Origin of the sequence: Nocardioides sp. NPDC006303 (assembly GCF_040613175.1) — a bacterium.
Taxonomy (GTDB): domain Bacteria; phylum Actinomycetota; class Actinomycetes; order Propionibacteriales; family Nocardioidaceae; genus Nocardioides.
Genome location: NZ_JBEXRR010000001.1, coordinates 293515 through 319165 on the forward strand (window position 1 = coordinate 293515; position 25651 = coordinate 319165).

At 68.7% G+C, this 25651-nt stretch carries 27 protein-coding genes and 1 tRNA gene; 22 read left to right on the forward strand and 6 right to left on the reverse strand.

The genetic code is table 11. The features are described from left to right. Positions 1–19: 19 nt before the first annotated feature. The 7 genes from ABZY89_RS01360 (at position 20) to ABZY89_RS01390 (ending at position 6035) form a co-directional block, all read left to right on the forward strand. Positions 20–736 carry a hypothetical protein gene (locus ABZY89_RS01360; protein WP_355224028.1) on the forward strand — a complete coding sequence of 239 codons (717 nt, stop codon included), beginning with the start codon at positions 20–22 and terminating at the stop codon, positions 734–736. A 109-nt stretch (positions 737–845) separates the two neighbouring features. After that, on the forward strand, positions 846–2285 hold the full coding sequence (locus tag ABZY89_RS01365) for an MDR family MFS transporter (protein ID WP_355224030.1): 1440 nt from the start codon (positions 846–848) through the stop codon (positions 2283–2285). A gap of 63 nt (positions 2286–2348) precedes the next feature. Next, positions 2349–3494, forward strand: a complete 1146-nt coding sequence (locus ABZY89_RS01370; protein WP_160029369.1) for an acyl-CoA dehydrogenase family protein — start codon at positions 2349–2351, stop codon at positions 3492–3494. Between the two features lie 94 nt (positions 3495–3588). Then, entirely contained in the window at positions 3589–4104 is a 516-nt protein-coding gene (locus tag ABZY89_RS01375; RefSeq protein ID WP_355224031.1) for a hypothetical protein, read from the forward strand. Next, positions 4088–4822 carry a VIT family protein gene (locus ABZY89_RS01380; RefSeq protein ID WP_355224033.1) on the forward strand — a complete coding sequence of 245 codons (735 nt, stop codon included), beginning with the start codon at positions 4088–4090 and terminating at the stop codon, positions 4820–4822. Before ABZY89_RS01375 ends, ABZY89_RS01380 begins: the two co-directional genes overlap by 17 nt. 33 nt (positions 4823–4855) lie before the next feature. After that, positions 4856–5416, forward strand: a complete 561-nt coding sequence (gene thpR / locus ABZY89_RS01385) for an RNA 2',3'-cyclic phosphodiesterase (RefSeq protein WP_355224034.1) — start codon at positions 4856–4858, stop codon at positions 5414–5416. Between the two features lie 85 nt (positions 5417–5501). Continuing rightward, on the forward strand, positions 5502–6035 hold the full coding sequence (locus ABZY89_RS01390) for a DoxX family protein (RefSeq protein ID WP_355224036.1): 534 nt from the start codon (positions 5502–5504) through the stop codon (positions 6033–6035). A gap of 96 nt (positions 6036–6131) precedes the next feature. On the opposite strand, the gene upp is transcribed toward ABZY89_RS01390, so the two are convergent. After that, positions 6132–6773, reverse strand: a complete 642-nt coding sequence (upp, locus tag ABZY89_RS01395; protein WP_355017600.1) for a uracil phosphoribosyltransferase — start codon at positions 6771–6773, stop codon at positions 6132–6134. A gap of 81 nt (positions 6774–6854) precedes the next feature. Between upp and ABZY89_RS01400 the strand changes: the two genes are divergently transcribed. The 3 genes from ABZY89_RS01400 to ABZY89_RS01410 all read left to right on the forward strand — a co-directional run bounded on the left by ABZY89_RS01400 (position 6855) and on the right by ABZY89_RS01410 (position 7959). Continuing rightward, positions 6855–7367: a tRNA adenosine deaminase-associated protein gene (locus ABZY89_RS01400; RefSeq protein WP_160026513.1), complete on the forward strand. Its 513-nt coding sequence runs from the start codon at positions 6855–6857 to the stop codon at positions 7365–7367. Next, positions 7364–7861: a nucleoside deaminase gene (locus ABZY89_RS01405; protein ID WP_355224038.1), complete on the forward strand. Its 498-nt coding sequence runs from the start codon at positions 7364–7366 to the stop codon at positions 7859–7861. The genes ABZY89_RS01400 and ABZY89_RS01405 overlap by 4 nt, the downstream gene beginning before the upstream one ends. A gap of 10 nt (positions 7862–7871) precedes the next feature. Next, a tRNA-Ser gene (locus ABZY89_RS01410) sits at positions 7872–7959 on the forward strand. Between the two features lie 46 nt (positions 7960–8005). On the opposite strand, the gene ABZY89_RS01415 is transcribed toward ABZY89_RS01410, so the two are convergent. The 4 genes from ABZY89_RS01415 to ABZY89_RS01430 all read right to left on the reverse strand — a co-directional run bounded on the left by ABZY89_RS01415 (position 8006) and on the right by ABZY89_RS01430 (position 10516). Continuing rightward, positions 8006–8863, reverse strand: a complete 858-nt coding sequence (locus ABZY89_RS01415; protein WP_355224040.1) for a fructosamine kinase family protein — start codon at positions 8861–8863, stop codon at positions 8006–8008. Continuing rightward, positions 8860–9321, reverse strand: coding sequence for a low molecular weight protein-tyrosine-phosphatase (locus ABZY89_RS01420; RefSeq protein ID WP_355224042.1), 462 nt, complete (start codon positions 9319–9321; stop codon positions 8860–8862). The genes ABZY89_RS01415 and ABZY89_RS01420 overlap by 4 nt, the downstream gene beginning before the upstream one ends. A 54-nt stretch (positions 9322–9375) precedes the next feature. Then, on the reverse strand, positions 9376–9768 hold the full coding sequence (locus tag ABZY89_RS01425; protein ID WP_355224044.1) for a phage holin family protein: 393 nt from the start codon (positions 9766–9768) through the stop codon (positions 9376–9378). A gap of 76 nt (positions 9769–9844) precedes the next feature. After that, complete coding sequence (locus tag ABZY89_RS01430; protein WP_355224045.1) at positions 9845–10516, reverse strand: GntR family transcriptional regulator; 672 nt, start codon at positions 10514–10516, stop codon at positions 9845–9847. A 136-nt stretch (positions 10517–10652) separates the two neighbouring features. Here ABZY89_RS01430 and ABZY89_RS01435 point away from each other — a divergent pair, with 136 nt between their 5' ends. Together ABZY89_RS01435 and hisC are read left to right on the forward strand one after the other, a co-directional pair. After that, entirely contained in the window at positions 10653–11543 is an 891-nt protein-coding gene (locus ABZY89_RS01435; RefSeq protein WP_355017606.1) for an arginine deiminase family protein, read from the forward strand. A gap of 11 nt (positions 11544–11554) precedes the next feature. After that, a complete protein-coding gene (hisC, locus tag ABZY89_RS01440; RefSeq protein WP_355224047.1) occupies positions 11555–12634 on the forward strand; it encodes a histidinol-phosphate transaminase in 1080 nt (359 codons plus the stop codon). Between the two features lie 100 nt (positions 12635–12734). On the opposite strand, the gene ABZY89_RS01445 is transcribed toward hisC, so the two are convergent. Then, entirely contained in the window at positions 12735–13316 is a 582-nt protein-coding gene (locus tag ABZY89_RS01445; protein WP_355224049.1) for a hypothetical protein, read from the reverse strand. A gap of 603 nt (positions 13317–13919) precedes the next feature. Between ABZY89_RS01445 and ABZY89_RS01450 the strand changes: the two genes are divergently transcribed. From ABZY89_RS01450 to ABZY89_RS01495, 10 genes are all read left to right on the forward strand, one after another. Beyond that, a complete protein-coding gene (locus ABZY89_RS01450; RefSeq protein ID WP_355224051.1) occupies positions 13920–17198 on the forward strand; it encodes a transglutaminase family protein in 3279 nt (1092 codons plus the stop codon). Then, positions 17195–19663, forward strand: a complete 2469-nt coding sequence (locus ABZY89_RS01455; RefSeq protein WP_355224052.1) for a circularly permuted type 2 ATP-grasp protein — start codon at positions 17195–17197, stop codon at positions 19661–19663. Before ABZY89_RS01450 ends, ABZY89_RS01455 begins: the two co-directional genes overlap by 4 nt. A gap of 609 nt (positions 19664–20272) precedes the next feature. Further along, entirely contained in the window at positions 20273–20500 is a 228-nt protein-coding gene (locus tag ABZY89_RS01460) for a hypothetical protein (RefSeq protein WP_355224054.1), read from the forward strand. Positions 20501–20635: 135 nt separating this feature from the next. Further along, on the forward strand, positions 20636–21097 hold the full coding sequence (locus ABZY89_RS01465) for a hypothetical protein (RefSeq protein WP_355224055.1): 462 nt from the start codon (positions 20636–20638) through the stop codon (positions 21095–21097). Further along, a complete protein-coding gene (locus ABZY89_RS01470; protein ID WP_355224057.1) occupies positions 21094–22005 on the forward strand; it encodes a transglutaminase family protein in 912 nt (303 codons plus the stop codon). Before ABZY89_RS01465 ends, ABZY89_RS01470 begins: the two co-directional genes overlap by 4 nt. A gap of 16 nt (positions 22006–22021) precedes the next feature. Further along, entirely contained in the window at positions 22022–22492 is a 471-nt protein-coding gene (locus tag ABZY89_RS01475; RefSeq protein ID WP_355224059.1) for a hypothetical protein, read from the forward strand. Between the two features lie 18 nt (positions 22493–22510). Beyond that, a complete protein-coding gene (locus tag ABZY89_RS01480) occupies positions 22511–23512 on the forward strand; it encodes a putative zinc-binding metallopeptidase (protein WP_355224061.1) in 1002 nt (333 codons plus the stop codon). A gap of 56 nt (positions 23513–23568) precedes the next feature. Further along, a complete protein-coding gene (locus tag ABZY89_RS01485; protein ID WP_355224063.1) occupies positions 23569–24180 on the forward strand; it encodes a CDP-alcohol phosphatidyltransferase family protein in 612 nt (203 codons plus the stop codon). Then, positions 24177–24638, forward strand: coding sequence for a hypothetical protein (locus ABZY89_RS01490; protein ID WP_355224064.1), 462 nt, complete (start codon positions 24177–24179; stop codon positions 24636–24638). The genes ABZY89_RS01485 and ABZY89_RS01490 overlap by 4 nt, the downstream gene beginning before the upstream one ends. Positions 24639–24676: 38 nt before the next feature. Continuing rightward, the gene (locus ABZY89_RS01495) at positions 24677–25642 is read left to right on the forward strand and encodes a glutathione S-transferase C-terminal domain-containing protein (RefSeq protein ID WP_355224066.1); all 966 of its coding nucleotides are present in this window, start codon (positions 24677–24679) and stop codon (positions 25640–25642) included. The last annotated feature ends 9 nt before the right edge of the window (positions 25643–25651 follow it).

The following is a 25651-nucleotide window of genomic DNA, read 5'->3' on the forward strand; positions in this document are numbered from 1 at the left end:
CTCTGTCACGATAGGCCGCGTGCTTCGCCATGCCGTGCTCACGACCGCCCTCATCGTCGCGCTGACCAGCGCTCTCGCCGGCTGTGGTGACGAGGAGGGATCGCTGTCCCAGGCGCGTGAGTACGCGAAGGAGCCCGGCAACCAGATCGCCGAGGACGCCCGCACCGCGATGCACGACATCAAGACCGTGCATGTCGAGGGTGACGTGCTCGACTCGGAGAGCACCAAGATCACCGTCGACCTCGACGTCTCCGCCGACGACGCCTGCGTCGGCAAGGTCAGCATCGGCGACGGCCAGATCTCGCTGCGCTCCATCGACGGCTCGGCCTGGTATCAGGGCGACGAGGAGTTCTGGAAGTCGATCGCGCCGGCCAAGGGCGAGGGCGAGCGCATCGCCAAGCGGGTCGGCGAGAAGTGGGTGAAGCTCGAGGGCGAGCTGGCCAGCCTCCGCGCCTTCTGCAGCATCGACAGCCTCACCGACCAGATGGTCCCGGCCGAGGCCGAGGCCCAGGCGATCGGCCCGGCGATGGCCGCCGACGGCCCCGCGGTCCGCCTCGACGTCACCCACGGCGAGACCGAGAGCCGGACGTACGTCCGGGCCTCCGAGCCCCACCGGATCGTGAAGTGGACCCAGGGCAGCTCCGGCGAGCTCACCTTCTCCGACTTCGACAAGGAGTTCCAGGTCGAGGAGCCCGCCGCCGACGAGGTCTTCGACCTCGCCGAGCTGGAGAAGTGAGAACAACTCCGCAGCTATTCTCACTTTTCAGGAAAAGTGAGAATAACGCGTACGCATCGCGGTCCGCGCGCGAGGAATGAATGGGCAGTCGTGAGGCTTGCTAACCAATGTGCCCACCTCGACCAGACCCACCCGCAGCTCGATAGGACTTCGTAGCGAACGCGGGCCGATCCTGCTCGCGGTGATGGTCTCGCTCAGTCTGGTCGCGATCGACATGACGATCCTGGCGACGGCGGTGCCGAGCGTGGTGAAGGACCTCGGCGGTTTCGAGCAGTTCCCGTGGCTCTTCTCGATCTACGTGCTCGCCACCGCGGTGACCACGCCGCTCTACGCCAAGGTCGCCGACCGGCTCGGGCGCAAGCCGGTGATGGTCGCCGGGATCGTGGCGTTCCTGGTCGGGTCGCTGCTGTGCGGTCTGGCGTGGTCGCTGACCGCGCTGATCATCTTCCGGGCGATCCAGGGGATCGGTGCAGGGGCGATCCAGCCGATGGCGATGACGATCGTCTCCGACATCTACACGCTGGAGGAGCGCGCGGTCGCGACGTCGTACGTCGCCTCGGTCTGGGCCACGGCCGCCATCGTCGGGCCGACGCTCGGCGGCCTCTTCGCCGACTACCTCGACTGGCGGCTGATCTTCCTGATCAACCTGCCGGTCGGGGCAGTCGCACTGTGGCTGCTGCGGCACTTCCGCGAGGACCGTCGGCCGGCCGACGATCAGGCCATCGACTGGACCGGTGCGGGACTGCTGACGGTCGGCGGGATCGCGCTGCTGCTCGGCCTGCTCGAGGGCGGGCATGCCTGGGCGTGGGCGTCGTGGCCGTCCTTCCTGATCTTCGCGGTCGGCATCGCGGCCCTGGTCGCCTTCGGGTTCGTCGAGCGTCGTGCAGCCGACCCGGTGCTGCCTCCGTGGGTCCTCAGCCACCGCGTCCTCGCGCCGGCCAACGCCGCCAGCCTGATCGTCGGCGTGGTGATGCTCGGGCTGACAACGTACGTCCCGCTCTATGCCCAGAGCGTGCTGGGTCACTCGGCGCTGGTGGCCGGGTTCGCGCTCGCCGGGATGAGCATCGGCTGGCCGATCGCCGCCGCCACGGCCGGCCGGATCTACCTCTCGAAGGGTTTCCGGACCGCGGTCGCGCTCGGCTCTCTGCTGGTCATCGCCGGCGGGCTGGTGCTGATCACCGTCGGCGAGAATTCGTCGATCTGGCACCTGGCGATCCCGTGCTTCGTGCTCGGCCTCGGCTTCGGCTGGTCGGTCAACCCGGGCGTCGTCGCCGCCGGGTCGGCGGTCGACTGGGAAGTGCGAGGGGTGGCGACCGGGTCCAACATGTTTGCCCGCTCTGTCGGCTCGGCGCTGGGCGTCGCGCTCTTCGGTGCGGTTGCGAACGGGTTGGTCAGGCGTGAGTACGCCGGGGGAGAGGTGCCCCCGCTCGAAGCCCTGCCTGCCGATGTCCTCGCGCCTGCGCTGCACGTCGTCTTCGTCGTCGGCCTGATCGTCTCGGTTCCGCTGGTGGTCGTGGCCTGGTGTACGCCGGTCCGGATCACCAGGTGACTCTGCCGTTTTGAAACAGTGGTTACCACCGAGTAACCACTGCGTCGTAGACTCCGACGCATGCTGAAGCGCGACCACTATGAGGAAGACCACGAGGACTTCCGAGCCTCCGTCCAGCAGTGGCTGGAGCGTTCGGTCAAGCCCCACACCGACAAGCACATCGCCGACAAGGCGCTGCCCCGCGAGTTCTGGCTCGAAGCCGGTGAGAACGGCTTCCTCGGTCTCGCTATCCCGGAGGAGTACGGCGGCGCCGGCGCCGACGACTTCCGCTTCAACGCGGTCCTCGCCGAGGAGCTCGCCAAGATCGGCGCGGCCTACCCGACCTGCGTCGGCATCCACTCCGACATCACCGCTCCCTACCTGGTCCGCCTCGGCACCGAGGAGCAGAAGCAGCGCTGGCTCCCGGGCGTGGCCTCCGGTGAGATCCTGCTCGCCATCGGCATGACCGAGCCCTCGGGCGGCTCCGACCTGGCCGCGCTGAAGACCACCGCGGTCCGCGACGGCGACGAGTGGGTCATCAACGGCTCCAAGACCTTCATCACCAACGGCTACTCCTGCGACCTCGTCATCACCGCGGTCCGCACCGACCCGGAGAAGGGCGCCAAGGGCATCACCCTCTTCGCGATCGAGGCGACCAAGGAGGGCTTCTCGCGTGGCCGCAAGCTCGACAAGGTCGGCATGGAGGAGTCCGACACCGCCGAGCTCTTCTTCGAGAACGTACGTGTCACCGACGCCGAGATCATCGGCGAGCTCAACCGCGGCTTCATCCACATGATGGAGGAGCTCCCGCAGGAGCGCGTCTCGTGCGCCGTCGCCAACGTGGCGCAGGCCAAGCAGATCCTGCTCGAGACCGTGCAGTACGCCAAGGACCGCAAGGCCTTCGGCCAGTCCATCGGTGCCTTCCAGCACAACAAGTTCCTGCTCGCCGAGCTGGTCACCCAGATCGAGGTCGCCGAGGCGTACGTCGACAAGTGCGTCGCCGCGCACGCCCGCGGTGAGCTCACCCCGGTCGAGGCGTCCAAGGCCAAGTGGTGGTCCTCGCAGGCGCAGTCCGAGGTCCTCGACCACTGCGTCCAGATCCACGGCGGCTACGGCTTCATGAACGAGTACCGCGTCGCTCGCGCCTGGCGCGACGCCCGCGTCACGAAGATCTGGGCCGGTTCCAACGAGATCATGAAGGAGCTCATCGGCCGCGACCTCGGCTTCTGAGTCTCACTTCGTACGTTCCCTTCGTACGTCTCTGACGGGCGTCCACCTCCGGGTGGGCGCCCGTCGGCGTATGAAGTGTGTGAAAGTGCCGCGCATGAGCCTCGGACGCAACGAATCTCGAACCGCTGACGTACCCATGGGTATGACCCCCACCAAGATCAGCACCGACAAGAGCAAGCGCACGATCCGCCCCGCGGCGTACCTGCTGCCGGTTCTGGCGCTGACGTTGGCACCGACGTTGGCCGGATGTGGCTCCGAGGCGACCGACCCAGGCGCTAACGTGTCTGACGTGCCCACATCGTCCAGCCCGACGCCCGCCGAGGACCCGAAGGTCGCAGCCGCGATCGCCGACCTGGCCAAGCGTCAGGGGGTGAAGAGCGAAGAGATCACCGTCGTCTCCAACGACAAGGTGACCTGGCGCGACGGCAGCCTCGGCTGCCCCGAGCCCGGGAAGATGTACACGATGGTCCTGACCGACGGCGTACGCGTGGTGCTCGAGACCGCGGGGAAGACCTACGAGTATCACGGCGCTGAGAGCGGTCCGGTCCGTTTCTGCGAGAACCCACAGGAGCCCGTCCCCGGCGAGGCGAGCAGTGACGCTCCCCAGTGAGGGGGCCCACGCGGGCCACGGGGACGCCGAGGAGCGGGCCGACGGCCTGAAGAATCGGCTCAACTGGCTGCGTGCGGGCGTCCTCGGAGCCAACGACGGCATCGTCTCCACCGCCGGTGTCGTGATGGGTGTCGCCGGCGCGACCACCGACGACACCTCGATCCTCATCGCTGGCGTCGCTGCCCTGGTGGCGGGGGCGATCAGCATGGCGGCGGGGGAGTACGTCTCCGTCTCGACCCAGCGCGACACCGAGGAGTCGCTGATCGCCAAGGAGCGCCGCGAGCTGCGGGAGATGCCCGAGGAGGAGCTGCGCGAGCTGGAGGGGTTCCTGCGCGAGCGGGGGCTGGAGCCTGAGACCGCCGCCGAGGTCGCGGAGCAGCTCACCGATCGCGACGCGCTGCGCGCCCACGCCGTCCTCGAGCTCGGTATCGACGTCGACGATCTCACCTCGCCGTGGTCCGCGGCCTGGGCGTCGATGCTGTCGTTCACCCTCGGTGCGCTGCTGCCCCTGCTGTCGATCATGCTCCTCCCGGACAGCGCCCGCATCTGGGGGACCGTCCTCACCGTCACCGCCGCGCTCGCCGTCACCGGCTGGACCAGCGCGCGCCTCGGCTACGCACCACCCGCCCGCGCTGCGCTGCGCAACGTCGCCGGCGGCCTGCTCGCGATGCTGGTGACCTACGTCGTCGGCGACCTCCTCGGCACACAACTCAGGTGACCCGGCCCCTGCCGCCGGGCACAATGGGCATCGATGAATCGAATGTTCGTAGCGGTGATCCCGCCGGAGTCGGTGATCGAGGATCTCGACGAGTTCTTGTCCGTACGCCGCGACGCGGCCGCCTTTCGCTGGTCGGCGCCTGACCAGCTCCATCTGACGCTCGCCTTCGCCGAGCACGTCCCCGACCGGTCCCTCGATGACGCGATCGAGCGGCTGGAGACGGCCGCGGGGCGGCGTACGCCCTTCGAGCTGACCGTCACCGGAGGCGGCGCCTTCCCCAACGTGACCGAGGGCAAGGTCCTCTACGCGGGCGTCGAGACCGATGCCGCCGAGGAGCTCGATCGGGTCGCCGCCGGAAGCCGGAACGCCCTGGTCAAGGCTGGGGTCGAGGTCGACGGCGGCCGCTTCCGGCCACATCTGACGGTCGCCCGGACCGGGACGCCGATGGAGCTCAGCAACTGGGTGCGACTGCTCGATGCGTACCGCGGTCCGACCTGGACCGTCGCGTCGTTCGCGCTGGTGCACTCGCGGCTCGGCGAGGGGCCGAGGAAACGTCCGGTCTACGAGGTCATAGCAGAGTTCCCCTTCGGGTGAGAGGAAGCCCCGGGCGGTACCGGTCGGGACCCCGCATCGCTACCGTGTGCGCCCTGTTTCTGACCTGACCAGAGGAGAACCGGACATGAGTCGTCGAGTGGGGCGCAACGCCTACACCGGACTTTTCAACGACGTCGTGCTGCTTGCCGCCCGTGTGGTGGTCGGCGGGATCTTCGTCGCGCACGGCTGGCAGAAGTACGACCAGGGCTTCGCCGGCACCGAGCAGTTCCTGGGCGGCCTGGGGGTCCCGGAGCCCGCGATCGCCGCTCAGGTGGCGACGTACGTCGAGCTCGTCGGCGGCGCGCTGCTGGTGCTGGGCCTGTTCGCGCCGATCGTCGGCATCGTGCTCGCGGGTCAGATGGCCGGAGCCATCTGGTACGCCCACCGCACCACCGAGGTCTTCGTCGACCAGGGCGGCTGGGAGCTCCCCGCAGCGCTCGGTGTCGCCGCCCTCGTGCTCGGTCTGGTGGCCCCCGGCCGGATCACCCTCGACCAGCTCCTCACCTGGCCCTTCAAGGCCATCGCCGCCAAGCGCAAGGCTCGGGCCGCCGAGGCAGCCGAAGCCGAGACCACCGAGGCCGAGCCGTACGTCGAGGAGAAGGTGACCATCAAGGCCTGAGTCTCCGCCGCCCGTGTAACACGTTGTTCGTAGGACTACTCGCCCTATGGGAACGACCGGATAGTCCTACGAACGACGTGTTACAGGGCCGCGAGATCAGCCTGCGACGCCGTAGAGCCGGTCGCCGGCGTCACCGAGGCCGGGGACGATGTAGCCCTTCTCGTTGAGCTTCTCGTCCATCGCGGCGGTGACGACGCGGACGGGGGCATCGATGCCCTCGAGACCCTTCTCCAGGGCGGCGACACCCTCCGGGGCGGCGAGAAGCACGACGGCGGTGATGTCGTCGGCGCCGCGCGAGACCAGGAAGTCGATCGCTGCGGCGAGGGTGCCGCCGGTGGCGAGCATCGGGTCGACCACGTAGCACTGGCGGCCGGAGAGGTCGGCGGGGAGACGCTCGGCGTACGTCGTCGCCTCGAGCGTCTCCTCGTTGCGGACCATGCCGAGGAAGCCGACCTCCGCGGTCGGCAGCAGCCGGATCATCCCGTCGAGCATCCCGAGACCGGCCCGGAGGATGGGAACGATCAGCGGCTGCGGGTCGGTAAGGCGTACGCCCTGGGTCGGAGCGACCGGGGTGACGATGTCGACCGGGGCGACCCTCACCCCGCGGGTCGCCTCGTAGGCGAGCAGAGTGACGAGCTCGTCGGCGAGACGGCGGAACGTCGATGAGTCGGTCTCTTTGTTGCGCAGGGTGGTGAGCTTGTGGGCGACGAGCGGGTGGTCCACAACGAGGGTCTCCATGGGCTGAACCCTACGATCGCTTCGTCCTAAGGTCATCAATTCCCCCTAGACCCACGGCGGTTTCGGTGTCACTCTGGTCGTGTGTCTGATCAGCTGGAGCAGATCGAGGGTGTTGACTTCGCCGTCGCGATGTATCGCGAGGACGGCGCCTGGGTTGTGCGCGAACTCGCTCACGACCTCCTGACCGATGTCGAGACTCTGACGCACGCGCTCCACCGCTTCCCAGGCGATGGCGGTGCGATCGCGATGGCGGCGATCGACGAGGACTTCTTCGTGATCGTCCGCGTCCACGGGGCAGCGACCAAGGTGCTGCTCTCCGACGTCACCGCCGCCGACGAGTGGGAGCTGGCCGCGTCGGCTCTCGACGTGCTCGGGCTTCCGCTGCCCGAGGAGGTCGAGGACGAGGAGGAGCCCGATCCCGCCGGTGACCTCGGCATCCTCGCCGACTTCGGGATGAGCGCGGTCGAGATGGGCATGCTGCTCGACGACATGTTCGAGGACGACCTCTACCCCGACGAGACGCTCTCCGAGATCGCCCGGGCGATCGGCTGCGGCGAGGCCTTCGACGACGCCGTCGGCCTCATGCCGGCGTGACCCCAGCCAACCGCTGGGAGGCCCCGATGCGGGCCGCTCTCGATGAGGGTCGTGCTGCGCTGGCGACCGGTGACGTGCCGATCGGCGCGGTCGTCGTCGACCCGTCCGGCGTGGTGATCGGGAGGGGCCGCAACGTACGCGAGGCCGAGGCCGATCCCACCGGACATGCCGAGGTGGTCGCGCTGCGCGAGGCGGCCAAGGCACGTGGCGAGTGGCGGCTGGAGGGCTGCACGCTCGTGGTGACGCTGGAGCCGTGCACGATGTGCGCCGGCGCCGCGGTCCTGGCCAGGGTCGAGCGGATCGTCTTCGGCGCCTTCGACGACAAGGCCGGTGCGGTCGGCTCGCTGTGGGACGTCGTACGCGACCGCCGGCTCAACCACCGGCCCGAGGTCGTCGCCGGGCTGATGGCCGAGCAACAGCGCGCGCTGCTGGAGGCCTTCTTCGGATCCCAGCGAAGCGGCCCCGATTTCGGCGAAGACCACCCGAGGTTGTAACTTATTCGGCGGTGACGTGTCCGAGCGGCCGATGGTGCAACACTCGAAATGTTGTGTAGGGCGACCTACCGTGGGTTCAAATCCCACCGTCACCGCCATCCGAAAACCCCTGGGTAACCAGGGGTTTTCTGGTTTCCCAGGGAATCAGAGGTAGCGAGCGGCCACCGTGGCGGCGCGGGAGCCGTAGCCGCCGCCGAACATGGCCGCGTGGACGAGCAGCGGGAAGAGCTGGTGGAGACCCTGGCGGTCCTCCCAGCCCTCGGCGAGGGGCGTCGCGTCCTCGTAGGCGGACATCATCCGCTCCAGATGGGGCAGGCCGAAGAGCGCGAGCATGGCGAGGTCGACCTCACGGTGACCGGCGTACGCCGCGGGGTCGATGAGCCAGGCCTCGCTGCTCCGGTCCCAGAGCACGTTGCCGTTCCAGAGATCGCCGTGGAGCAGGGCCGGCGGCTCCTCCGGGATCAGCGACGGCAGCTTCCCGACGACCTGCTCGACACGCTCGGCGCCGGCGGCGTCGATGGCGCCGCGATCACGCGCGGCCCTGAGATAGGGGAGCAGGCGGCGTACGGCATAGAACTCGGCCCAGGTGTCCGCGGGCTTGTTGGGCATCGGCATCCGGCCGATGAACCCGTCCCTGTCGGCACCGAAACCCGAGACCGGGGTGCTGTGCAGGCGCGCGAGCGCGCGGCCGAGCTCCTCGGCGGTCTCGGCGTTGGGTCGGCCCGGCTCGATCCAGCGCAGGACCAGGCAGTCGGGCTCGGCGGCGAGGACCTCGGGGACCTTCACGGCTCCCGACTCCTCCAGCCAGCGGAGCCCGCGGGCCTCGGCGGCGACGAAGTCGTCACGTGGCGGGGAGAGGGCCTTCATCAGCACCAGCGAGCCGTCACTGAGCCGGATCTTGGTGGCGGTCGAGATGTCACCGCCCGCTACCGGAGATGTGCTCACCACCGCCGCCCCGAGCAGCTGCTCGGCACGACGGGCGACCGCGGGCTGACGGGTCACGAACCGGGCCTCGCCGAGGCGACGGATGCAACGATCGCATCACTCGTACGCTCCACCATCGCCAGCACCTCCCGGAATCCCTCGGCACCACCGTAATAGGGATCGGGCACGTCGCCGGGGCCTTCGGGGTCGAAATCACGGAACATCCGCAGCCCGCTCTCCGGCGCCTGACCAGCCAGATCGGCCAGATTGTCGGCATCCATCGCGAGCACGAGGTCGTACGTCTCGGGGTCCCCGACCGGCCACTGCTGGGCCCGGTGACGCTCGGGGTCGTAGCCGGCCTCGAGCAGCGTCGCCGCCGCCCGGCGGTCCATCTTCTCGCCCGCGTGCCAGCCGCCGGTGCCGGCGGAGACGAGCTCGACGTCGTCGAGCTTTGCGGCGTCGAGTCGATCCCGCAGCACCACCTCCGCCATCGGAGAACGGCAGATGTTGCCCAGGCAGACGACGGCGATCTTCATGGCCCGAGTTTTACATTTCCGCCAAGAACGCGTGGCGGATGTGGAATCTGGGCCTCACTCGTCGCTCTCCGGCCAGACGCGGTCGAGGCCCCAACCGACGATCGAGATGATGATGCCGCCGAGGACCGCCGCCCAGAATCCGTCGACGTGGAAGCCCACCCCGGTCGGGCCGAGGATCCACGCTGTCAGACCGAGCATCGCCGCGTTGATCACCAGCAGGAGCAGGCCCAGGGTGAGCAGGATGAACGGGAACGCGAAGAACGTCACGATCGGCTTGACGAAGGAGGACACGAGGCCGAGCACGAGGGCGACGATCAGCAGCGGGAGCAGCTTCTGCTTGACCTCGTCCATGCCGCTGGTCGGGCCGTCGAAGTAGATCCCGCCGACGAGCCACGTTGCCACGGCCAGGGCGACGGCGTTGGTGATGAGCCAGGTCACGATGCGCATGTTGGTGAGTGTGGCAGGCTCCGCGGGACGTACATAAGGGGCGCGCGCGAGGTGTGGCGACTGTGTTACCCCGGGGTCACCGCTCCAGGCCGAGCGCCTTGCAGATGGCGTGGGCGGCGTCGGAGAGGTGCTTCTCCAGGAACTGCTCGGCGTCGTCGATGCGGTCGGCATCGAGGAGGCGGACGAGGGCGGCGTGGTCCTCTGCCTGGTCGTGCGCGTTGCGGCGGATGCGGTCGACCTGGGCGAGCGAGAGCTTGAGCTCGAGCACCAAATGCTCCTGCATTGCGACCAGCCGCGGTGACCCGGTGAGGGCCACCAGCGAGAGATGGAAGGCGAGGTGGCGCTCGTTGAGCTCGCGGTAGGTCGCGCGCTCCGAGTGAACCGCCGAGATGTACGCATCGAGCGACTCGTGCACGGCCCGGCGCGTCTCGGCGGAGGCGCTCCGCCAGTTGCGCACCCCGGCCCCTTCGAGCACCCAGCGGGCGGCGCAGACGTCACGTACCGAGGCGGCCTCAGGCGTGGCGACGGCGACGCCCTTGTTGGGGGCGCGGGTGGCCAGGCCCTCGGCGACCAGGATGGTCAGCGCCTCGCGGACCGTGGAGCGGCCGACGCCCAGCGAGTCGGCGAGACCGTGCTCGCGCAGTGGAGTGCCCGACTCCAGCTCGCCCTCGAACACCGCCCGGCGGAGCTCGTCGGCGACGCGGTCGACCGTCGATGCGGGTTCGTCCAGGGTGAGCGACTCGAACATGGGCCCCATTGTCCTACCTGCGCCGTCTTCCGGTGATGACCGTTCGTGCTCTAACCTAACGGCACAGGATTGTCTGACAATCAGTCAATCAGGCAATCGGACGATCTGAAGTCAATCAGACCTGAGAGGGGTACGAGTGAGCACATCGCTGAGCTGGGGCCGTCACTACCTGATGACCGAGCCGACGCACTATCGCATCGACTACGCCATCAACCCGTTCATGGACACCGAGATCCAGCCGGATCCGGTCCGTGCTCGCGCGCAGTGGGACACCCTGAGGGCCACCATCGAGGAGCTCGGCGGGCGCGTCGACGTGATCGCGCCGCGCGAGGACAGCCCCGACATGGTCTACGCGATGAACCTCGGCTTCGCGGCCTCCCTCGCGGACGGCCGACGCCACGTGCTCCTCTCCCACATGCGCTTCCCCGAGCGCCGCAACGAGACGAACTCCGCGGTCGAGTGGTTCGCCGCGAACGGCTGGGGGACGGCGTACGTCGGCAAGGACGGGGTCGGGCCGACCTTCGAGGCGGGTGACGTCTTCCCGTACGCCGGCCACCTGGTCGCCGGCACCGGGCCGCGCACCGACGAGATGGCGCTGAAGACGCTGGCGACCGAGATGAACGTGCGCGTCCTGGGCGTACGGACGACCCACTCGGGGATGTACCACCTCGACCTGGCCTTCTGCCCGCTCGACGAGCGCCGCGCGATCATCTGCCCGGACGCGCTCGCTCCCGAGTCGGCGCAGGCGCTCCTCGACCTCGTCCCGGAGCCGCTGGTCATCACCGAGGAGGAGGCGCTCACCACCTTCGCCGCCAACTCGATCGTGATCGGCCGCACCATCGTGATGCCGTCCTGCCCGGACCGCATCCGCACCGTCCTCGAGGGCTGGGGCTTCACGATCCGGATCGTCGAGATGAGCGAGCTCCACCTCGGTGGCGGGTCCGTCCGCTGCGTCACCAACCCGCTCGACATCGTGGTCGGTCGCGACGTCCCCGTGGTTTACGGGGGCGAGGTCATCCCGACCTAGGATCTCACGATATGAGCACCCCACAGCCCCGTCCCAGTGTCGCCGCTATGCCTGCGTACGTCGCGGGCAAGCCGCCGGTCGAGCGGCCCGGTCTGGTGACCTACAAGCTCTCGTCCAACGAGAACCCCTACCCGCCGCTCGACGGTGTGGTGGAGGTCGCCGCCGAGGCGGCGGGCCGGGTCAACCGCTACCCCGACGCGGGCAACACCGAGCTCTACGAGGCGCTCGCGACGGCTTACAAGGTGCCGGCCGAGGAGCTCGCTCTCTCGACTGGCGCCGTGGCGCTCATCTTCCAGCTGGTCTCGGCCTACTGCGGTCCCGAGGACGAGGTCGTCTTCGCCTGGCGCAGCTTCGAGGCCTACCCGATCGCGGTGCTCGCGGCCGGCGCGACCGCGGTGAAGGTGCCGGTCACGGGGGACGGTCATCATGACCTCGACGCGATGGCGGCGGCCATCACGGAGCGTACGAAGGTCGTCTTCGTCTGCACCCCCAACAACCCCACCGGCACCTCGGTCACCCAGACCGAGCTCGACGCCTTCCTCGCGAAGGTGCCCGAGCACGTGCTGGTCGTGGTCGACGAGGCCTACGCCGAGTTCGTACGCATGGACGACGCCATCGACGGCGTCGCGACCTATCGTGCGCGGGCCAACGTGGTGGTGCTGCGTACGTTCTCCAAGGCCTACGGCCTGGCCGGCTTCCGGGTCGGTTACGCCTTCGCGCCGGCCCCGATCGCCGCGACCCTGCGGGCGATGGCGCTGCCCTTCGGCGTCAACGTGGTCGCCCAAGCCGCCGGCGTCGCCTCGCTCGAGCGGCAGACCGAGCTGCTGGCGCGCGTCGACGACGTGGTGGCCGAGCGGACCCGGGTGGTGGAGGGCGTCCGCGCCGCCGGCTGGGACGTCCCCGACGCGCAGGGCAACTTCGTCTGGTTCGCCTTCGGCTCTCCCGAGCGCTGCGCCGAGTTCGCCGCGGCTGCCGACGAGGTCGGCCTGATGGTCCGTCCCTACCCGCCCGAGGGCGTACGCGTCTCGATCGGCGAGGCCGAGGCCAACACCCGCCTGATCGAGCTCGCGGGTTCGTTCCCGAAGGGCTGAGACTCGGCCCGCGCGCCGGCCCTATCCGGCGAAATAGCAGAGGTCCAACAGCATCGATGCTGCTGGACCTCTGCTGATTGGGTGATGGTGGTGTGTGCCTCTACGGAACCGGGAGCTTCCCGAGGATCGAGCTGAGCAGGTCCGTCAGGACCGGGCCGACGACCGGGAGGCTGTTGACGATGCCCAACAGGCTGTCGGTGACGCCAGGGAGCTCGGGAACGCCGGGAACGCCGGGAACTCCGGGAACTTCGGGAACGGGGACATCCGGGACCGGGACATCCGGGACCGGGACATCCGGGACCGGAACGTCCGGGACCGGGACCTCCGGGACCGGGACCTCCGGGACAGGAACGTCTGCGGCAGGAACGTCCGCGGCAGGAACGTCCGGAACGGGAACGTCCGGAGTCTCCGGGATACCTGGGCCTTCCGGCACGTCCGGGATCGGTGTGTCCGGCACGTCCGGTGTGTCGGGGACTTCCGGTGTGTCGGGTACGTCAGGTGTCTCCGGAACGTCCGGGGTGCCGGGTACGTCCGGGGTTTCCGGGGTGCCGGGAACGTCAGGGGTGTCGGGGACGTCCGGGGTCTCCGGAGTGTCGGGCACGTCCGGAGTGCCGGGAACGTCGGGGGTCTCCGGGGTGCCGGGAACGTCCGGAGTCTCCGGGACGTCCGGGGTGTCGGGCACGTCCGGAATCGGAGTGCCCGGGGTGCCGGGAACCGGAGGGTCAGGGATCGGTGGTGGAACGGGGCTGGCCATGACTGGTGCGGCGACCGTGGCCAGTGCGAGTCCAGCGACGACAGCGGCGATTCGAGTCCGAGAATTCACGAAATCTCCTTAGCTTGCTGTTGGGTCCTGCCCGATGAATCCTGAAGCGATTTGAACCATAATGTCAAGAACACTCCTGAATTGATTATTTCCTATACCAAAGCCGGTTTGCATGACGTAAACTCATCGGATCGCATTCCAACTGGCGTTGAAATCCAAGTCTTGTTGCAAGCGAAGAGTTTCGGTGTTCAGGCCCGATCCTCGGCGATAAGCGGTCGCGAAATTTCTTGCCGTGCCTGATAGGCCGGTCCCTTTCCGGTGTACCTCCCGGGGTAATAGAGCCGTTCGAACTGGCGAATGGGTAATTTCCTGGGGCGCGACACCCGGCATTTAGTCCAGGCGAAATGCGTTTACCAATCGGCGAATTCGGATCTTGTTGATTCGCCTTCGTGGTAGGCCGCATTTGGAGCGCGGCGGCGGTTCGTTACCCCGGTGCAACCTCGATCGGTCAGTCTTGACCCCATGTCGATCAAGGTTGCGCTCGAACATCGGACCACCTACGAGTTCGCGCAGCCGGTGGGGGTCGGCCCGCACGTCGTACGCCTGCGCCCGGCGCCACACACCCGGACCCCGATCGAGGCCTACTCGCTGTCGGTGACGCCGTCGGCGCACTTCATCAACTGGCAGCAGGACCCGTTCGGCAACTGGCTCGCCCGGCTGGTCTTCCCGGAGAAGACCGACAAGCTCGAGGTCACCGTGGGACTGGTCGCCGACATGGTGGTGATCAACCCGTTCGACTTCTTCGTGGAGGAGTACGCCGAGACCTTCCCCTTCGACTACGAGCCGCAGCTGAAGGCCGATCTGGCGCCCTACCTCCGCGACGTGGAGTCGGCGACGGCCGCCGATGCCTGGCGGCAGCAGCTGCCGGCCCTGCCCGAGGACGGCCTCCGCACCGTCGACTTCCTGGCGAGCGTCAACCAGGCGGTCAACTCGGACGTCGCCTACTCGGTGCGGATGGAGCCAGGCGTACAGACTCCCGACGAGACCCTGCGGCTGGGCATCGGCTCGTGCCGCGACTCGGCGTGGCTGCTGGTGTCACTGCTGCGTCAGTACGGCCTCGCGGCGCGGTTCGTCTCGGGCTATCTGGTGCAGTTGGCCGCCGACCAGGAGTCGCTCGACGGTCCCTCCGGCCCGACCGAGGACTTCACCGACCTGCATGCGTGGTGCGAGGTGTTCGTCCCGGGAGCCGGCTGGATCGGGCTCGATCCGACCTCGTCCCTGTTCGCGGGGGAGGGGCACATCCCGCTCTCGGCGACGCCGCACCCGTCCTCCGCGGCTCCGATCGAGGGCGCCACCGACCCGGTCGAGGTCACGTTCTCCTTCGCCAACGTGGTCACCCGGATCCACGAGGATCCGCGGGTGACGCTGCCCTACACCGACCAGGAGTGGGACCGGATCGACGCCCTGGGCGAGGCGGTCGACCAGCGTCTCCAGGCAGCCGGCGTCGAGCTGACCATGGGCGGCGAGCCGACCTTCGTGTCGTTGGACGACCAGACTTCGGCGCAGTGGAACACGGACGCAGACGGTCCGCACAAGCGCGAGCTCGCCACTGACCTGGCCGAACGCCTGCGCAAGGTCTACGGCAAGGGCGGCATCGTCCACCGCGGCCAGGGCAAGTGGTACCCCGGCGAGCCGCTCCCGCGCTGGAACATCGACCTGCAGTGGCGTACGGACGGCCAGCCGCTGTGGAGCGACCAGACCCTCTTCGCCGACCCCTGGGCCGCCACCGACGGCAACGCTGGTCGAGCCGCGAGCGCCAGCGAGCGTGTCGAGACCAACACAGTCGCTGTCGCGCGGAGAATCGCCGAGATCCTGGGTCTCCCCGCGGAGCAGGTGTTCGCCGCGTACGAGGACCCGCTGGCGAAGATCGCCCAGGACGTACGCCGCCCCGACGGCCCCAAGCCAGACGACGCCGCGGACCGGGGCGACCTGAACGTCACCGAGCTCGACAAGGAGGTCACCGAGCCGGTCGGCTGGGTGATCCCGATCAACACCAACGACGGGGAGTGGACGAGCCCGCAGTGGCGGTTCCGGCGCGGGCGGCTGGTGCTCGCTCCGGGCACCTCGGCGGTCGGGCTGCGGCTGCCGCTGGACTCGATCTCCTGGCACGACCCGGAGTTCCCGGGCGAGCCGTCGTACCTGACCGCAGGCGAGCCGCTGGACCCCGAGATCCCGCAGGTCACCGTCACCGACCCCGACGAGGCGCCGACCACCGCGCTCGCGATCGAGGAGCGCGACGGGCTGGTACATGTTTTCCTGCCGCCGACCGACCGGTTGGAGGACTACGTGGCATTCCTCAGGGTGATCGAGCAGGCCGTCACGGAAGCCGGCACGCAGGTCGTGCTCGAGGGCTACGGTCCGCCGCCGGACGCCCGTCTGGCGCGGCTGACGGTCACCCCGGACCCCGGCGTGATCGAGGTCAACGTCCAGCCGACCGCCACCTGGGCGGAGCAGCGGGAGCTGATCACGACGCTCTACGAGCAGGCCCGTCAGGCCCGTCTCTCCACCGAGAAGTTCGATCTCGACGGGCTCCACACCGGCACCGGCGGCGGCAACCACCTCACGCTCGGCGGGCGGAGTCCCGAGCGCAGCCCCCTGCTCCGGCGCCCAGACCTGCTGGCCAGCCTGATCCGCTACTGGCAGCGCCACCCCTCCCTCTCCTACCTCTTCTCCGGCCGTTTCATCGGCCCGACCAGCCAGGCGCCGAGGTTCGACGAGGGCCGCCCGGAGGCGGTCTACGAGATGGAGATCGCTCTCCAGGAGGTCGCCCGGATCACCCGTGAGCACCCCGAACCCCGTCCGTGGATGATCGACCGCGCGCTGCGTCACCTGCTCACCGACCTGACCGGCAACACCCACCGCGCCGAGTTCTGCATCGACAAGCTCTACTCCCCGGACTCCTCCCGAGGACGCCTCGGCCTCCTCGAGCTCCGTGGCTTCGAGATGCCGCCGCACCCGCAGATGGCACTTCTCCAGTCGCTCCTGGTCAGGAGCCTGGTCGCGTGGTTCTGGGAGGAGCCGTACGAGGCGCCCCTGGTCCGCCACGGAAGCGCCCTCCACGAGGACTTCCTGCTCCCGCAGGGCTGCCTGCGCGACATCGAGGAGGTCGTGGCCGACCTGCGCCGCCACGGGATCCCGTTCGAGTCGCAGTGGCTGGCTGCGTACGCCGAGTTCCGTTTTCCGCGGATCGGGCTCGCGCGGGTGGGAGACATCGAGCTCGAGCTGCGCCAGGCGATCGAGCCGTGGAACGTCCTCGGCGAGGAGGCCACCGGGTCGGGGACGGCGCGCTACGTCGACTCGTCGGTCGAGCGGGTCCAGATCTCGGCGACGGGGATCGACCTCGACCGGCAGCTGGTGACGTGTCAGGGTGTTCCGGTGCCGCTGACCCCCACCTCCGTCCCGGACACCCACTACGCGGGCGTCCGGTTCAAGGCATGGAGCCCGTGGTCGAGCCTCCACCCGAGCATCGACGCCCAAGCGCCGGTGCACTTCGACGTCGTCGACATCGCCTCCGAGACCAGCCTCGGCGGCGCGACCTACCATGTCGTGCACCCGGGCGGCCGCAGCTACGACCACCCGCCGGTGAACGCCAACGAGGCCGAGGCGCGCCGCGCGAGCAGGTTCGAGGCGCGCGGCCACACCTCCGGCCGGCTGGACGTCGCGGAGATGCGCGAGCGCGCGGCCCGTGGCACGACTCCCGACAACCCGCACACCCTGGATCTCCGACGGGTGGTGCGGTGACCGTCCTTCGCGAGTACGCCGACGCCCTCGGCCTCCTCGACGCGACCGACCAGCCCTACGACGAGGTCGTCGGGCCCGACGGCACCCTGCGCCCCGCCTGGAAGCCGATGGCCGAGACGGCCGTCTCGATCACGCCGGCGACACTGAGCCGGATCGGCCACGACGTGGAGCGGTTCCTCGCCGACGACGGGGTCACCTACCTGCGTCCTGGCGCCAAGCCCGAGCCCTGGCGGCTCGACCCTGTGCCGCTCGTCATCGATCCGGCGCAGTGGCGCATCCTCGAGGTCGGCCTGGCCCAGCGCGCCGAGCTGCTCAACGCGATCCTCGTCGACCTCTACGGCCCGCAGCGTCTCCTCCAGGACGGGATCGTCCCGGCGGCGGTGGTCTTCGGCCATCACGGCTTCCATCGCGTCGCCGCCCGCGCCAGCAACCACGACCCGCGCCCGCTCGTCCTCGCCGCCACCGACCTGGGCCGGACCCCCGACGGTGAGTGGCGGGTGCTCGCCGACCGCACCCAGGCGCCGAGCGGGATCGGCTACGCGATGGAGAACCGCCGCGTGATCAGCCGGGTCCTGCCAGAGCTCCACCGCGACGCCGGGCTGCACCGGATGGAGCCCTACTTCGCGGCCCTCCGCAGCGCGCTGCTGGAGTCGGCGCCCGGCGACCAGGCCGACCCCCGGGTCGTCGTCCTCTCCCCGGGAACCCATTCCGAGACCGCCTACGACCAGGCCTTTCTCGCCTCGACCCTGGGTTTCCCGCTGGTCCAGGGCGCCGACCTGACCGTACGCAACGGCGAGGTCCTCATGCGTGGCCACGGCGACCGGCTGGAGCGGGTCGACGTGATCCTGCGTCGTGTCGACGCGACCTGGTCCGACCCCCTCGAGCTCCGCGGCGACAGCCAGCTCGGCGTGGCCGGCCTGATCGAGGCCGTACGCCGCGGCAACGTGCGCGTGGTCAACGGGTTCGGGGCCGGCGTACTCGAGAACCCTGGGCTCGTTCCCTATCTCCCCGCCGCCTGCGAGGCGCTGCTCGGCGAGCCGTTGCGGCTGGCGTCGCTCGGCACCTGGTGGTGTGGCGACCCGGCCCAGCGCGAGGAGGTCGAGAGGCGCCTGGCCGCGGACGATCTGGTCGTGCGGACGCTGGAAGGGACCATCGTCAACGGGACGCCCGATGAGCTGGCCGCCAGGATCGCGGCCGATCCCTACCGCCACGTCGGTCAGGAGAGGATCACGCTCTCCCACGCCCCGACCTGGGCCGAGGGACGCGGCGCGGTCGGCCGGCCGCTGACGCTGCGTACGTTCTCGCTCCGCTACGGCTCGGCCTACCGCCCGCTGGTCGGTGGCCTGGCCTCGATCCGCGCCGACGAGACCGGGCTGCCGCCGTGCAGCAAGGACGTCTGGGTGCTCAAGGAGTCGCCGCAGGACGCCGACCAGGGTCTGGCCGACGTGCTCCCGATGACCCATTCCCGCTCGGTCACGGTGCTGGTCCCGCGTGCGCTCGAGGACATGTACTGGTCGGGCCGCTACGCGGAGCGTGCCGAGGACCTCATCCGGCTCATCCTGGCCACGCACGTGCTCGCGGAGGACTTCCGGACCAGGCCGCGTACGTCCGGCGGCATCAGCCTCGAGGTGATGCTGAGCGCGCTCGACCGGCTGGGCGGGCACGGCCACGCGGACGCCGATATCGACGCCGAGTTCCGCTCCATGCTGCTGGACGCCGACCGGCCGGGGTCGGCCGCGCAGTCGCTGGCCGGGATGCGACAGGCCTTCAGCGGCGTACGCGACCAGCTCAGCCCTGACATGTGGCGGATCTTCTCCTCGACCGACCGGGCCGCCGACGAGCTCCGGGTCAACCCGCACTCGCTGCAGATCGCCGAGTCGGGTGCCGAGATGCTGCACGGCATCCTGGCGATGCAGGGGATCGTGGCGAGCATGATCCGCGACGAGGGCTACCACTCGATCCGGCTGGGACGGTTCCTGGAGCGGTCGATGCAGGTCTGCCACCTGCTCCGGACGACGACCACGGTGCGGAGGGGGCTCGAGGTCGACCGGGCCGTGCTCAACGCGGTCCTCGCCTCCGCCGAGTCCGCGGTCACCCACCGCCGCCGCTACCGGGGCTACGTACGCACCGGGGGAGTGCTCGACCTGCTGATCATGGACCGCGACAACCCTCGCTCGCTCGCCTTCTGCCTGCACGAGCTGCGGCTGCACCTCACCAAGCTCCCCGGCTCGACCGGCTCGTCCCGTCCCGAGCGGCTCCTCGACGACATCACCGACATGCTCGACCGCACCGAGGTCGCCGGCCTCGTCGCCATCGGCGGCGTCGGCCGCCCCAACCTGGAGTCCTTCCTCGACCAGGTCCAGGCCCAGCTCGTCCGCCTCGCCGACGCCATCAGCGACGTCCACTTCGCCACCGGCCCCGCCCCCCAGCCCCTCAACGCCCTCCCGGCGCAATCGCTCACTTGAGCAAGAGCACGCCCGTCACCATGAGCGGGCGGATGAGAGCCCGATGATGCTCCAGAAATTGCAGTAGCGACGATTACACGGTCTCCGTAACGTGGTGACCTCGTCAGGATGCGTGCCGCACAAAACGGCGACATTCTCGGGCAAACTCACTTCAAACGGGGAGATTCAAGTGAATTTGGTACATGCAGCGGCGTGCGTCGCTGTCACAGGGGCTCTGGCGCTAACGCCGATGGCCAACGCCGCAACTCCGGCGATCGCTTCGTCCGAGGGCATGGAGGACCCAGACAAGATCGCCGCCGGTTCGTCGTGGACCGACCGTCGCCTCAACCAGACTGGTCCGGATCGCTGGGACGGGGTCGCGTCATGCTGAGGTTGATCGGGCGCGTTGCGACGGCGCTCGTCGTCACGGCGTCGATTTGGGCAGCCGAGCCCGTGCCAGCCAGCGCTCAAGCGACCGACGCAGTTTATGGGTGCGGCGCACGATCAGTCGGCAACGAGTCCGCCAACGTGCCTCCTAGGTATGTAAGGGACCGCCTCTGGACCATCCAGACTTCTGGCGATTCCATCGCCATCAGGTGCGGTAACGGTTCGACTTGGGGTGCCGTGCACGTGGAGTTGAAGCACGAGGTGCCCAACTGGCCGGACGCTCTGACGTGCATCAAGAAGACGATCAATCGCGGAACAGAATTGGACGGTGGCAACGGCAAGACCAAGTACGTTCACCGTATTCGCGGCGCGGCGACCGTCGTCGTCATCGTCGGGGACAATGGCCTGGTAACCGCGTACCCGAAAGGTACGGGTGTGGTGAGGAAGTGGCGACTTTGCTCGGCGTCGTAGGTTGGCGACGTGGCTAGTACTTCTGATCGCCAGCAGCAGGGATCGTTCCCTTCTCCGCCGCAGGGTCGCCGGGTCGTTTGGACGGGTACGTTTCCTGCTGTCGAAGGTGGCCCGCTGGTGTTGCCAGGGGTTGTCGTGGATGACCTGCCTGACGGTTGGGCCTTGGTGTCGTGGCTCGACAAGGACGGTTGGTACAGCCCTGATGCGGTCTACGAGGTGAAGAATCTTCGAGTGGTCTCAGATGTGGAGTTCGACGACCTCGTCCTGGCTGTCCGCGAAAGTCCTGGCTGGCAGGGGATCACCCACGACATCGTGGACGATTCGGAATCGTCGCCGTACGTCGTCGGTGCCCCGGTCATGTGGCTAGGGCCGGTGCTCGGGGACAAGGATTGGGACCCGTCCAACAATGTCTGGAGGCTGGCGGTGTTCGGCAGCGCATCTGGGCCGCCGACTCGTGGCCATCGGGGTCGAATCGTCGAGATCTCGCAGATCGGGGCGCTTCGCGTGCGGTGGATCGACAGGGATGGCGAATTCGAGGGACGAGTCTTCATCGACCCCGGCGACGTGGCGGTGCTCGGGATAGCATCCGGCGGGTGAGATACCGGGTCAGCCACACGACGACCTATTCCTACGACGAGGACGTGACGAACTCGTTCGGGATCGCCAACGTCACGCCGCGGGAACTGCCTCACCAGCATGTCGAGAAGGCGGAGGTTCAGGTCACGCCGGCGCCCGCCGACCAGTCGAGCGATGTCGACTTCTACGGCAACACGGTGACGTACTTCCAGGTCCTCGAGCCGCACCAGCTGCTCGAGATCACCGCGGTCTCTGAGGTCGACGTCAGCACGCCGGTCTATGACGAGACGAGCTTCGACCAGCCGTGGGAGCGGGCGCGGCCGCTGGTGGACCCGAGCCTCCCGGGCGCCTGGCGGTCGACCGACCTGGCGGTGGCCTCGCCGCTCGTGGAGCACACCCAGGAGGCGTACGACTTCGGTGCCGTCTCCCTGACGCAGGGGCGCGGGATCGTGGCGGCGGCGGAGGATCTGATGCACCGGATCAATGCCGGGTTCGACTACGACGACACGGCCACGACCGTCACCTCGACGATCCCGGAGATCTTCGAGGCGGAGGGTGGTGTCTGCCAGGATTTCGCTCACCTGATGTTGGCCTGTTTTCGAGCGCACGGGCTCGCGGCCCGCTATGTTTCCGGCTACCTCGCCACCACCCCTCCGCCGGGGAAGCCGCGGCTCGTCGGAGCCGATGCCTCCCATGCCTGGGTGGAGGTGTGGGTGCCCCACTACGGGGCAGACCTCAGCGGCGCGGGGACGGGCCAGTGGCTCGCCCTCGACCCGACGAACGACACCAGGGCCGACGATCGCTACGTGAGCGTCGCCTGGGGACGTGACTATGCCGATGTGCCTCCTGTGAAGGGGGTCATCTACACCGAAGCCACCACCTCGACCTTGACCGTCTCTGTCGATGTGGCCCCCGACCAGCAGGAGTGAAGTTACGGTGTTGCTCGTGGGACAGCCTCCGCAGCGGGCGAGCATCGTGACCCGCGGCAGCCGCTGGCGTCGCGGAGTTCGCATCTCCGGAGTGCTGGTGGTCGCCGCGGCTCTCACCGCGCTCACGCTCTGGCTGCTGGCGCGCGGCTCGACGCCGGCCGAGGTGACCCGCGAGTTCATGGAGACCACCTCGGTCGCCACCCTCTACGAGCTGGCCTCCGACGAGGGCGACGAGCTCCTCGACGGTGGCGGCGCCCGCGCGATGATCGACGCGGCCGAGGGGAAGCGGACCTACGCCGACCCCAATCCGCGCGCGGTGAGACGGACCATGGTCTTCGGCGAGCCAGAGATGGAGGGCAACGCCGCCCAGGTCACCATCAGGGTCTCCTACACCGGCGAGGACGGACCTGTCCCGGACGAGGCGATGGTCGTCGTCCTCGTCCAGGAGGACGGCGAGTGGCGCGTCGAGAGCTGGGGGACGGCCTAACGGCCGATGATTGGTGACATGGAAGCGTTCACCTGTCGGGAGTGCGGCAACCGTCTCTACTTCGAGAACTCGGCGTGCGTCTCGTGCGGCTCCCGGCTCGCCTACTCCCGCGAGGAGCGAGCGATCGTTCCGGTCTCGCCCGAGGGCAGGTACGTCGACAGCGAGGGCTACATCTGGTGGGTCTGCGCCAACACGCTCGAGACGGGATGCACCTGGCTGGCCCGCATCGAAGGCGGCATCTGCTTCGCCTGCGAGCTGACCCGGACCCGGCCCAACGACGCCGCACCCGAGTTCGTCCAGCAGCAGTACTCCCTTGCTGAACAGGCGAAACGTCACCTCGTGGTCGAGCTCGACAACCTCGGTCTGGAGATCCGCACCAAGGCCGACGACCCTGCCGAGGGGCTCACCTTCGACCTGCTGGCCAGCGATGGTGTCGCGTCCACCCCCGACGTGGTCATCGGTCACGACGGGGGCGTGATCACGATCGACCTGGCCGAGTCCGACGACGCCTACCGTGAGCACGTCCGGGCGACGCTCGACGAGCCCTACCGCACCCTGCTCGGCCACTTCCGGCACGAGGTCGGCCACTACTACGAATGGCAGCTGGTCCGTGGGCCCGAGCTGATGGAGCGCTGTACCGAGGTCTTCGGCGACGAGTCGGTCTCCTATGAGGAGTCGCTCCAGCGTCACTACTCCGAAGGACCGCCCGCAGGCTGGACCGAGAACTACATCTCGACCTACGCCACCATGCACCCCTTCGAGGACTTCGCCGAGACCTGGGCCCACTACCTGCACATCCGCGACACGCTCGGGTCCGCGGCGGCGTACGGGCTCACCGACCCGGTGCCCGCGGAGATGCCGTTCCGGCAGGTCGTCACCGACATCTGGGTGCCCCTCTCGGCCGCGTTGAACGTCATCAACCGCTCCATGGGCCACGACGACCTGTACCCCTTCGTCATCCCGCCCGCGGTCCTGGACAAGCTCGACTTCGTCGCGTCCTTGGTGCGCGATCCTCGCTGAACCGCGGGGCGATATTCCACCGGGGTTACGCCCATCGGCACTCTATGCTCCGCACCATGATTGAAACCGCCGTCGTCCTCGACGCCAAGGAGCGCGCCCGACCCGAGTCGGAACGGCTGTGGACGTCGGCGACCGTGATCACGTTCGTACGCACCATCGCGTCGGTGGCGCTGGCGGCGAGCGCCGCGTACCAGGGGAGCCTGAAGCTCCTGGTCATCGCGCTGATCGTCTACTGGGCCGGGGACAGCCTCGACGGGGCGGTCGCGCGATGGCGCGATGAGGAGACGCGGATCGGCGGGGTGCTCGACATCTTCTCCGACCGTCTCTGCGCCGCGGCGTTCTACGTCGGGCTGGCGTTCCTGCAGCCAGACCTGTCGCCGGCGATCTTCGTCTACCTGGCGGAGTTCATGGTGATCGACTGCTTCCTCTCGATCTCCTACCTGGCCTGGCCCATCAAGAGCCCGAACTACTTCTACGTCATCGACCGGACGCTGTGGCGGTGGAACTGGTCCCACCCGGGCAAGGCGGTCAACTCGGGGCTCTTCGCGATCCTGCTGCTGGTCACCGGCTGGATGTGGGTGGGTCTGGTGATCGCCACGGCCCTGCTGGTCATGAAGTGCATCTCGCTGGTACGGCTCCTCAGGATCGGCTTGCCCGTGCCTCGATGAAACTTCTGATCGGCACCCTGCTCTTCTGCCTCGGTTCGGCGCTCATCCCGGTGATGAACGCCGAGGCGTACCTGTCCGTCGTCGCCCAGAACTCCGGTTGGGGGCCACCGTTGCTCGGGCTCGTCGCCGGGCTCGGCCAGACCGGCGGCAAGGTGGTCTGGTACTACGCCGGTCGTGGCTCCACCAAGATCCCCTGGATCAAGAAGAAGCTCGAGTCGCCCAAGTGGCAGGGCTCCTATGACCGCTGGTACGCCCGGACCTCAGGTCGCCCGGTTCTGGCCACAGCACTCCTGGCCGGGTCAGGCTTCTCCGGCTTTCCGCCGCTCGCGATGATGGCGGTGCTCTTCGGCGCCTTGCGGTTCAACCTGCCGATCTTCACGCTCACGGTGCTGGTCTCTCGTGCATTGCGGTTCTGGGTGATCCTGGAGGCTGCGGGTCTCGCCTGGACGTACCTCTGATTCGCTTCAGGATTCAACCACAACGTTAGAGTGAGTCCATGCAGGAGCAGGCGACCTACGTACAGCCCGGCGACGAGTTCAACCGGGACATGAACTACATCCCGGACCGGATCACGCGAGACGCGCGGACGCCCGAGTTCGGGCCGAGCGACGTGCCGTTGTGGCCGGTCGAGCCTGGCCGCTACCGGCTGGTCGCGGCCGCCGCGTGCCCGTGGGCCAACCGGGCGATCATCGTGCGCAACCTGCTCGGGCTGCAGGACGTCATCTCCCTCGGCCTCGCCGGACCGACGCACGATGCCCGGTCGTGGACCTTCGACCTCGACCCCGGCGGAGTCGACCCGGTGCTCGGGATCGAGCGGCTGCAGGAGGCGTATTTCAAGCGCTACCCCGACTACCCGCGCGGCATCACGGTGCCGGCGATCGTCGAGGAGGCCTCCGGCAAGGTCGTCACCAACGACTTCCCGTGGATCACCCACGACTTCTTCCACGAGTGGACCGACTTCTTCGCCGACGACGCGCCCGACCTGTGGCCGCGCGCGCTGCGCGAGGAGATGGACGAGGTCAACCAGCGGGTCTTCACCGAGGTCAACAACGGGGTCTACCGGTGTGGCTTCGCCGGCTCCCAGGAGGCGTACGACGCTGCGTACTCACGTCTCTTCGCTGCCCTCGACTGGCTCGAGGAGCGGCTCGCCGGACAGCGCTACCTGGTCGGCGACCAGCTCACCGAGTCCGACATCCGGCTGTTCACGACGCTGGCCCGCTTCGACGCGGTCTACCACGGCCACTTCAAGTGCAACCGGCAGAAGCTGGTCGAGTTCCCCGCGCTGTGGGCCTACGCGCGCGACCTCTACCAGACCCCCGGGATCGGCGAGACGCTCGACTTCGACCAGATCAAGCAGCACTACTACGTCGTCCACACCGACCTGAACCCGACACAGATCGTCCCCGCCGGTCCCGACCTCTCCGGCTGGGACGAGCCGCACGGCCGCGAGTCGCTCGGCTGAAAGAAACTC

Bases quoted from the DNA above. Each gene is read 5' to 3' on its own strand.
- ABZY89_RS01390 (WP_355224036.1), top strand. From the start codon at position 5,502: ATGAGTCGTCGAGTGGGGCGCAACGCCTACACCGGACTTTTCAACGAC.
- ABZY89_RS01490 (WP_355224064.1), top strand. From the start codon at position 24,177: ATGAAACTTCTGATCGGCACCCTGCTCTTCTGCCTCGGTTCGGCGCTC.
- hisC (WP_355224047.1), top strand. From the start codon at position 11,555: ATGAGCACCCCACAGCCCCGTCCCAGTGTCGCCGCTATGCCTGCGTAC.
- ABZY89_RS01375 (WP_355224031.1), top strand. From the start codon at position 3,589: ATGAGCCTCGGACGCAACGAATCTCGAACCGCTGACGTACCCATGGGT.
- ABZY89_RS01450 (WP_355224051.1), top strand. From the start codon at position 13,920: ATGTCGATCAAGGTTGCGCTCGAACATCGGACCACCTACGAGTTCGCG.
- ABZY89_RS01425 (WP_355224044.1), bottom strand. From the start codon at position 9,768: ATGCGCATCGTGACCTGGCTCATCACCAACGCCGTCGCCCTGGCCGTG.
- ABZY89_RS01485 (WP_355224063.1), top strand. From the start codon at position 23,569: ATGATTGAAACCGCCGTCGTCCTCGACGCCAAGGAGCGCGCCCGACCC.
- ABZY89_RS01480 (WP_355224061.1), top strand. From the start codon at position 22,511: ATGGAAGCGTTCACCTGTCGGGAGTGCGGCAACCGTCTCTACTTCGAG.
- upp (WP_355017600.1), bottom strand. From the start codon at position 6,773: ATGGAGACCCTCGTTGTGGACCACCCGCTCGTCGCCCACAAGCTCACC.
- ABZY89_RS01495 (WP_355224066.1), top strand. From the start codon at position 24,677: ATGCAGGAGCAGGCGACCTACGTACAGCCCGGCGACGAGTTCAACCGG.
- thpR (WP_355224034.1), top strand. From the start codon at position 4,856: ATGAATCGAATGTTCGTAGCGGTGATCCCGCCGGAGTCGGTGATCGAG.
- ABZY89_RS01430 (WP_355224045.1), bottom strand. From the start codon at position 10,516: ATGTTCGAGTCGCTCACCCTGGACGAACCCGCATCGACGGTCGACCGC.
- ABZY89_RS01420 (WP_355224042.1), bottom strand. From the start codon at position 9,321: ATGAAGATCGCCGTCGTCTGCCTGGGCAACATCTGCCGTTCTCCGATG.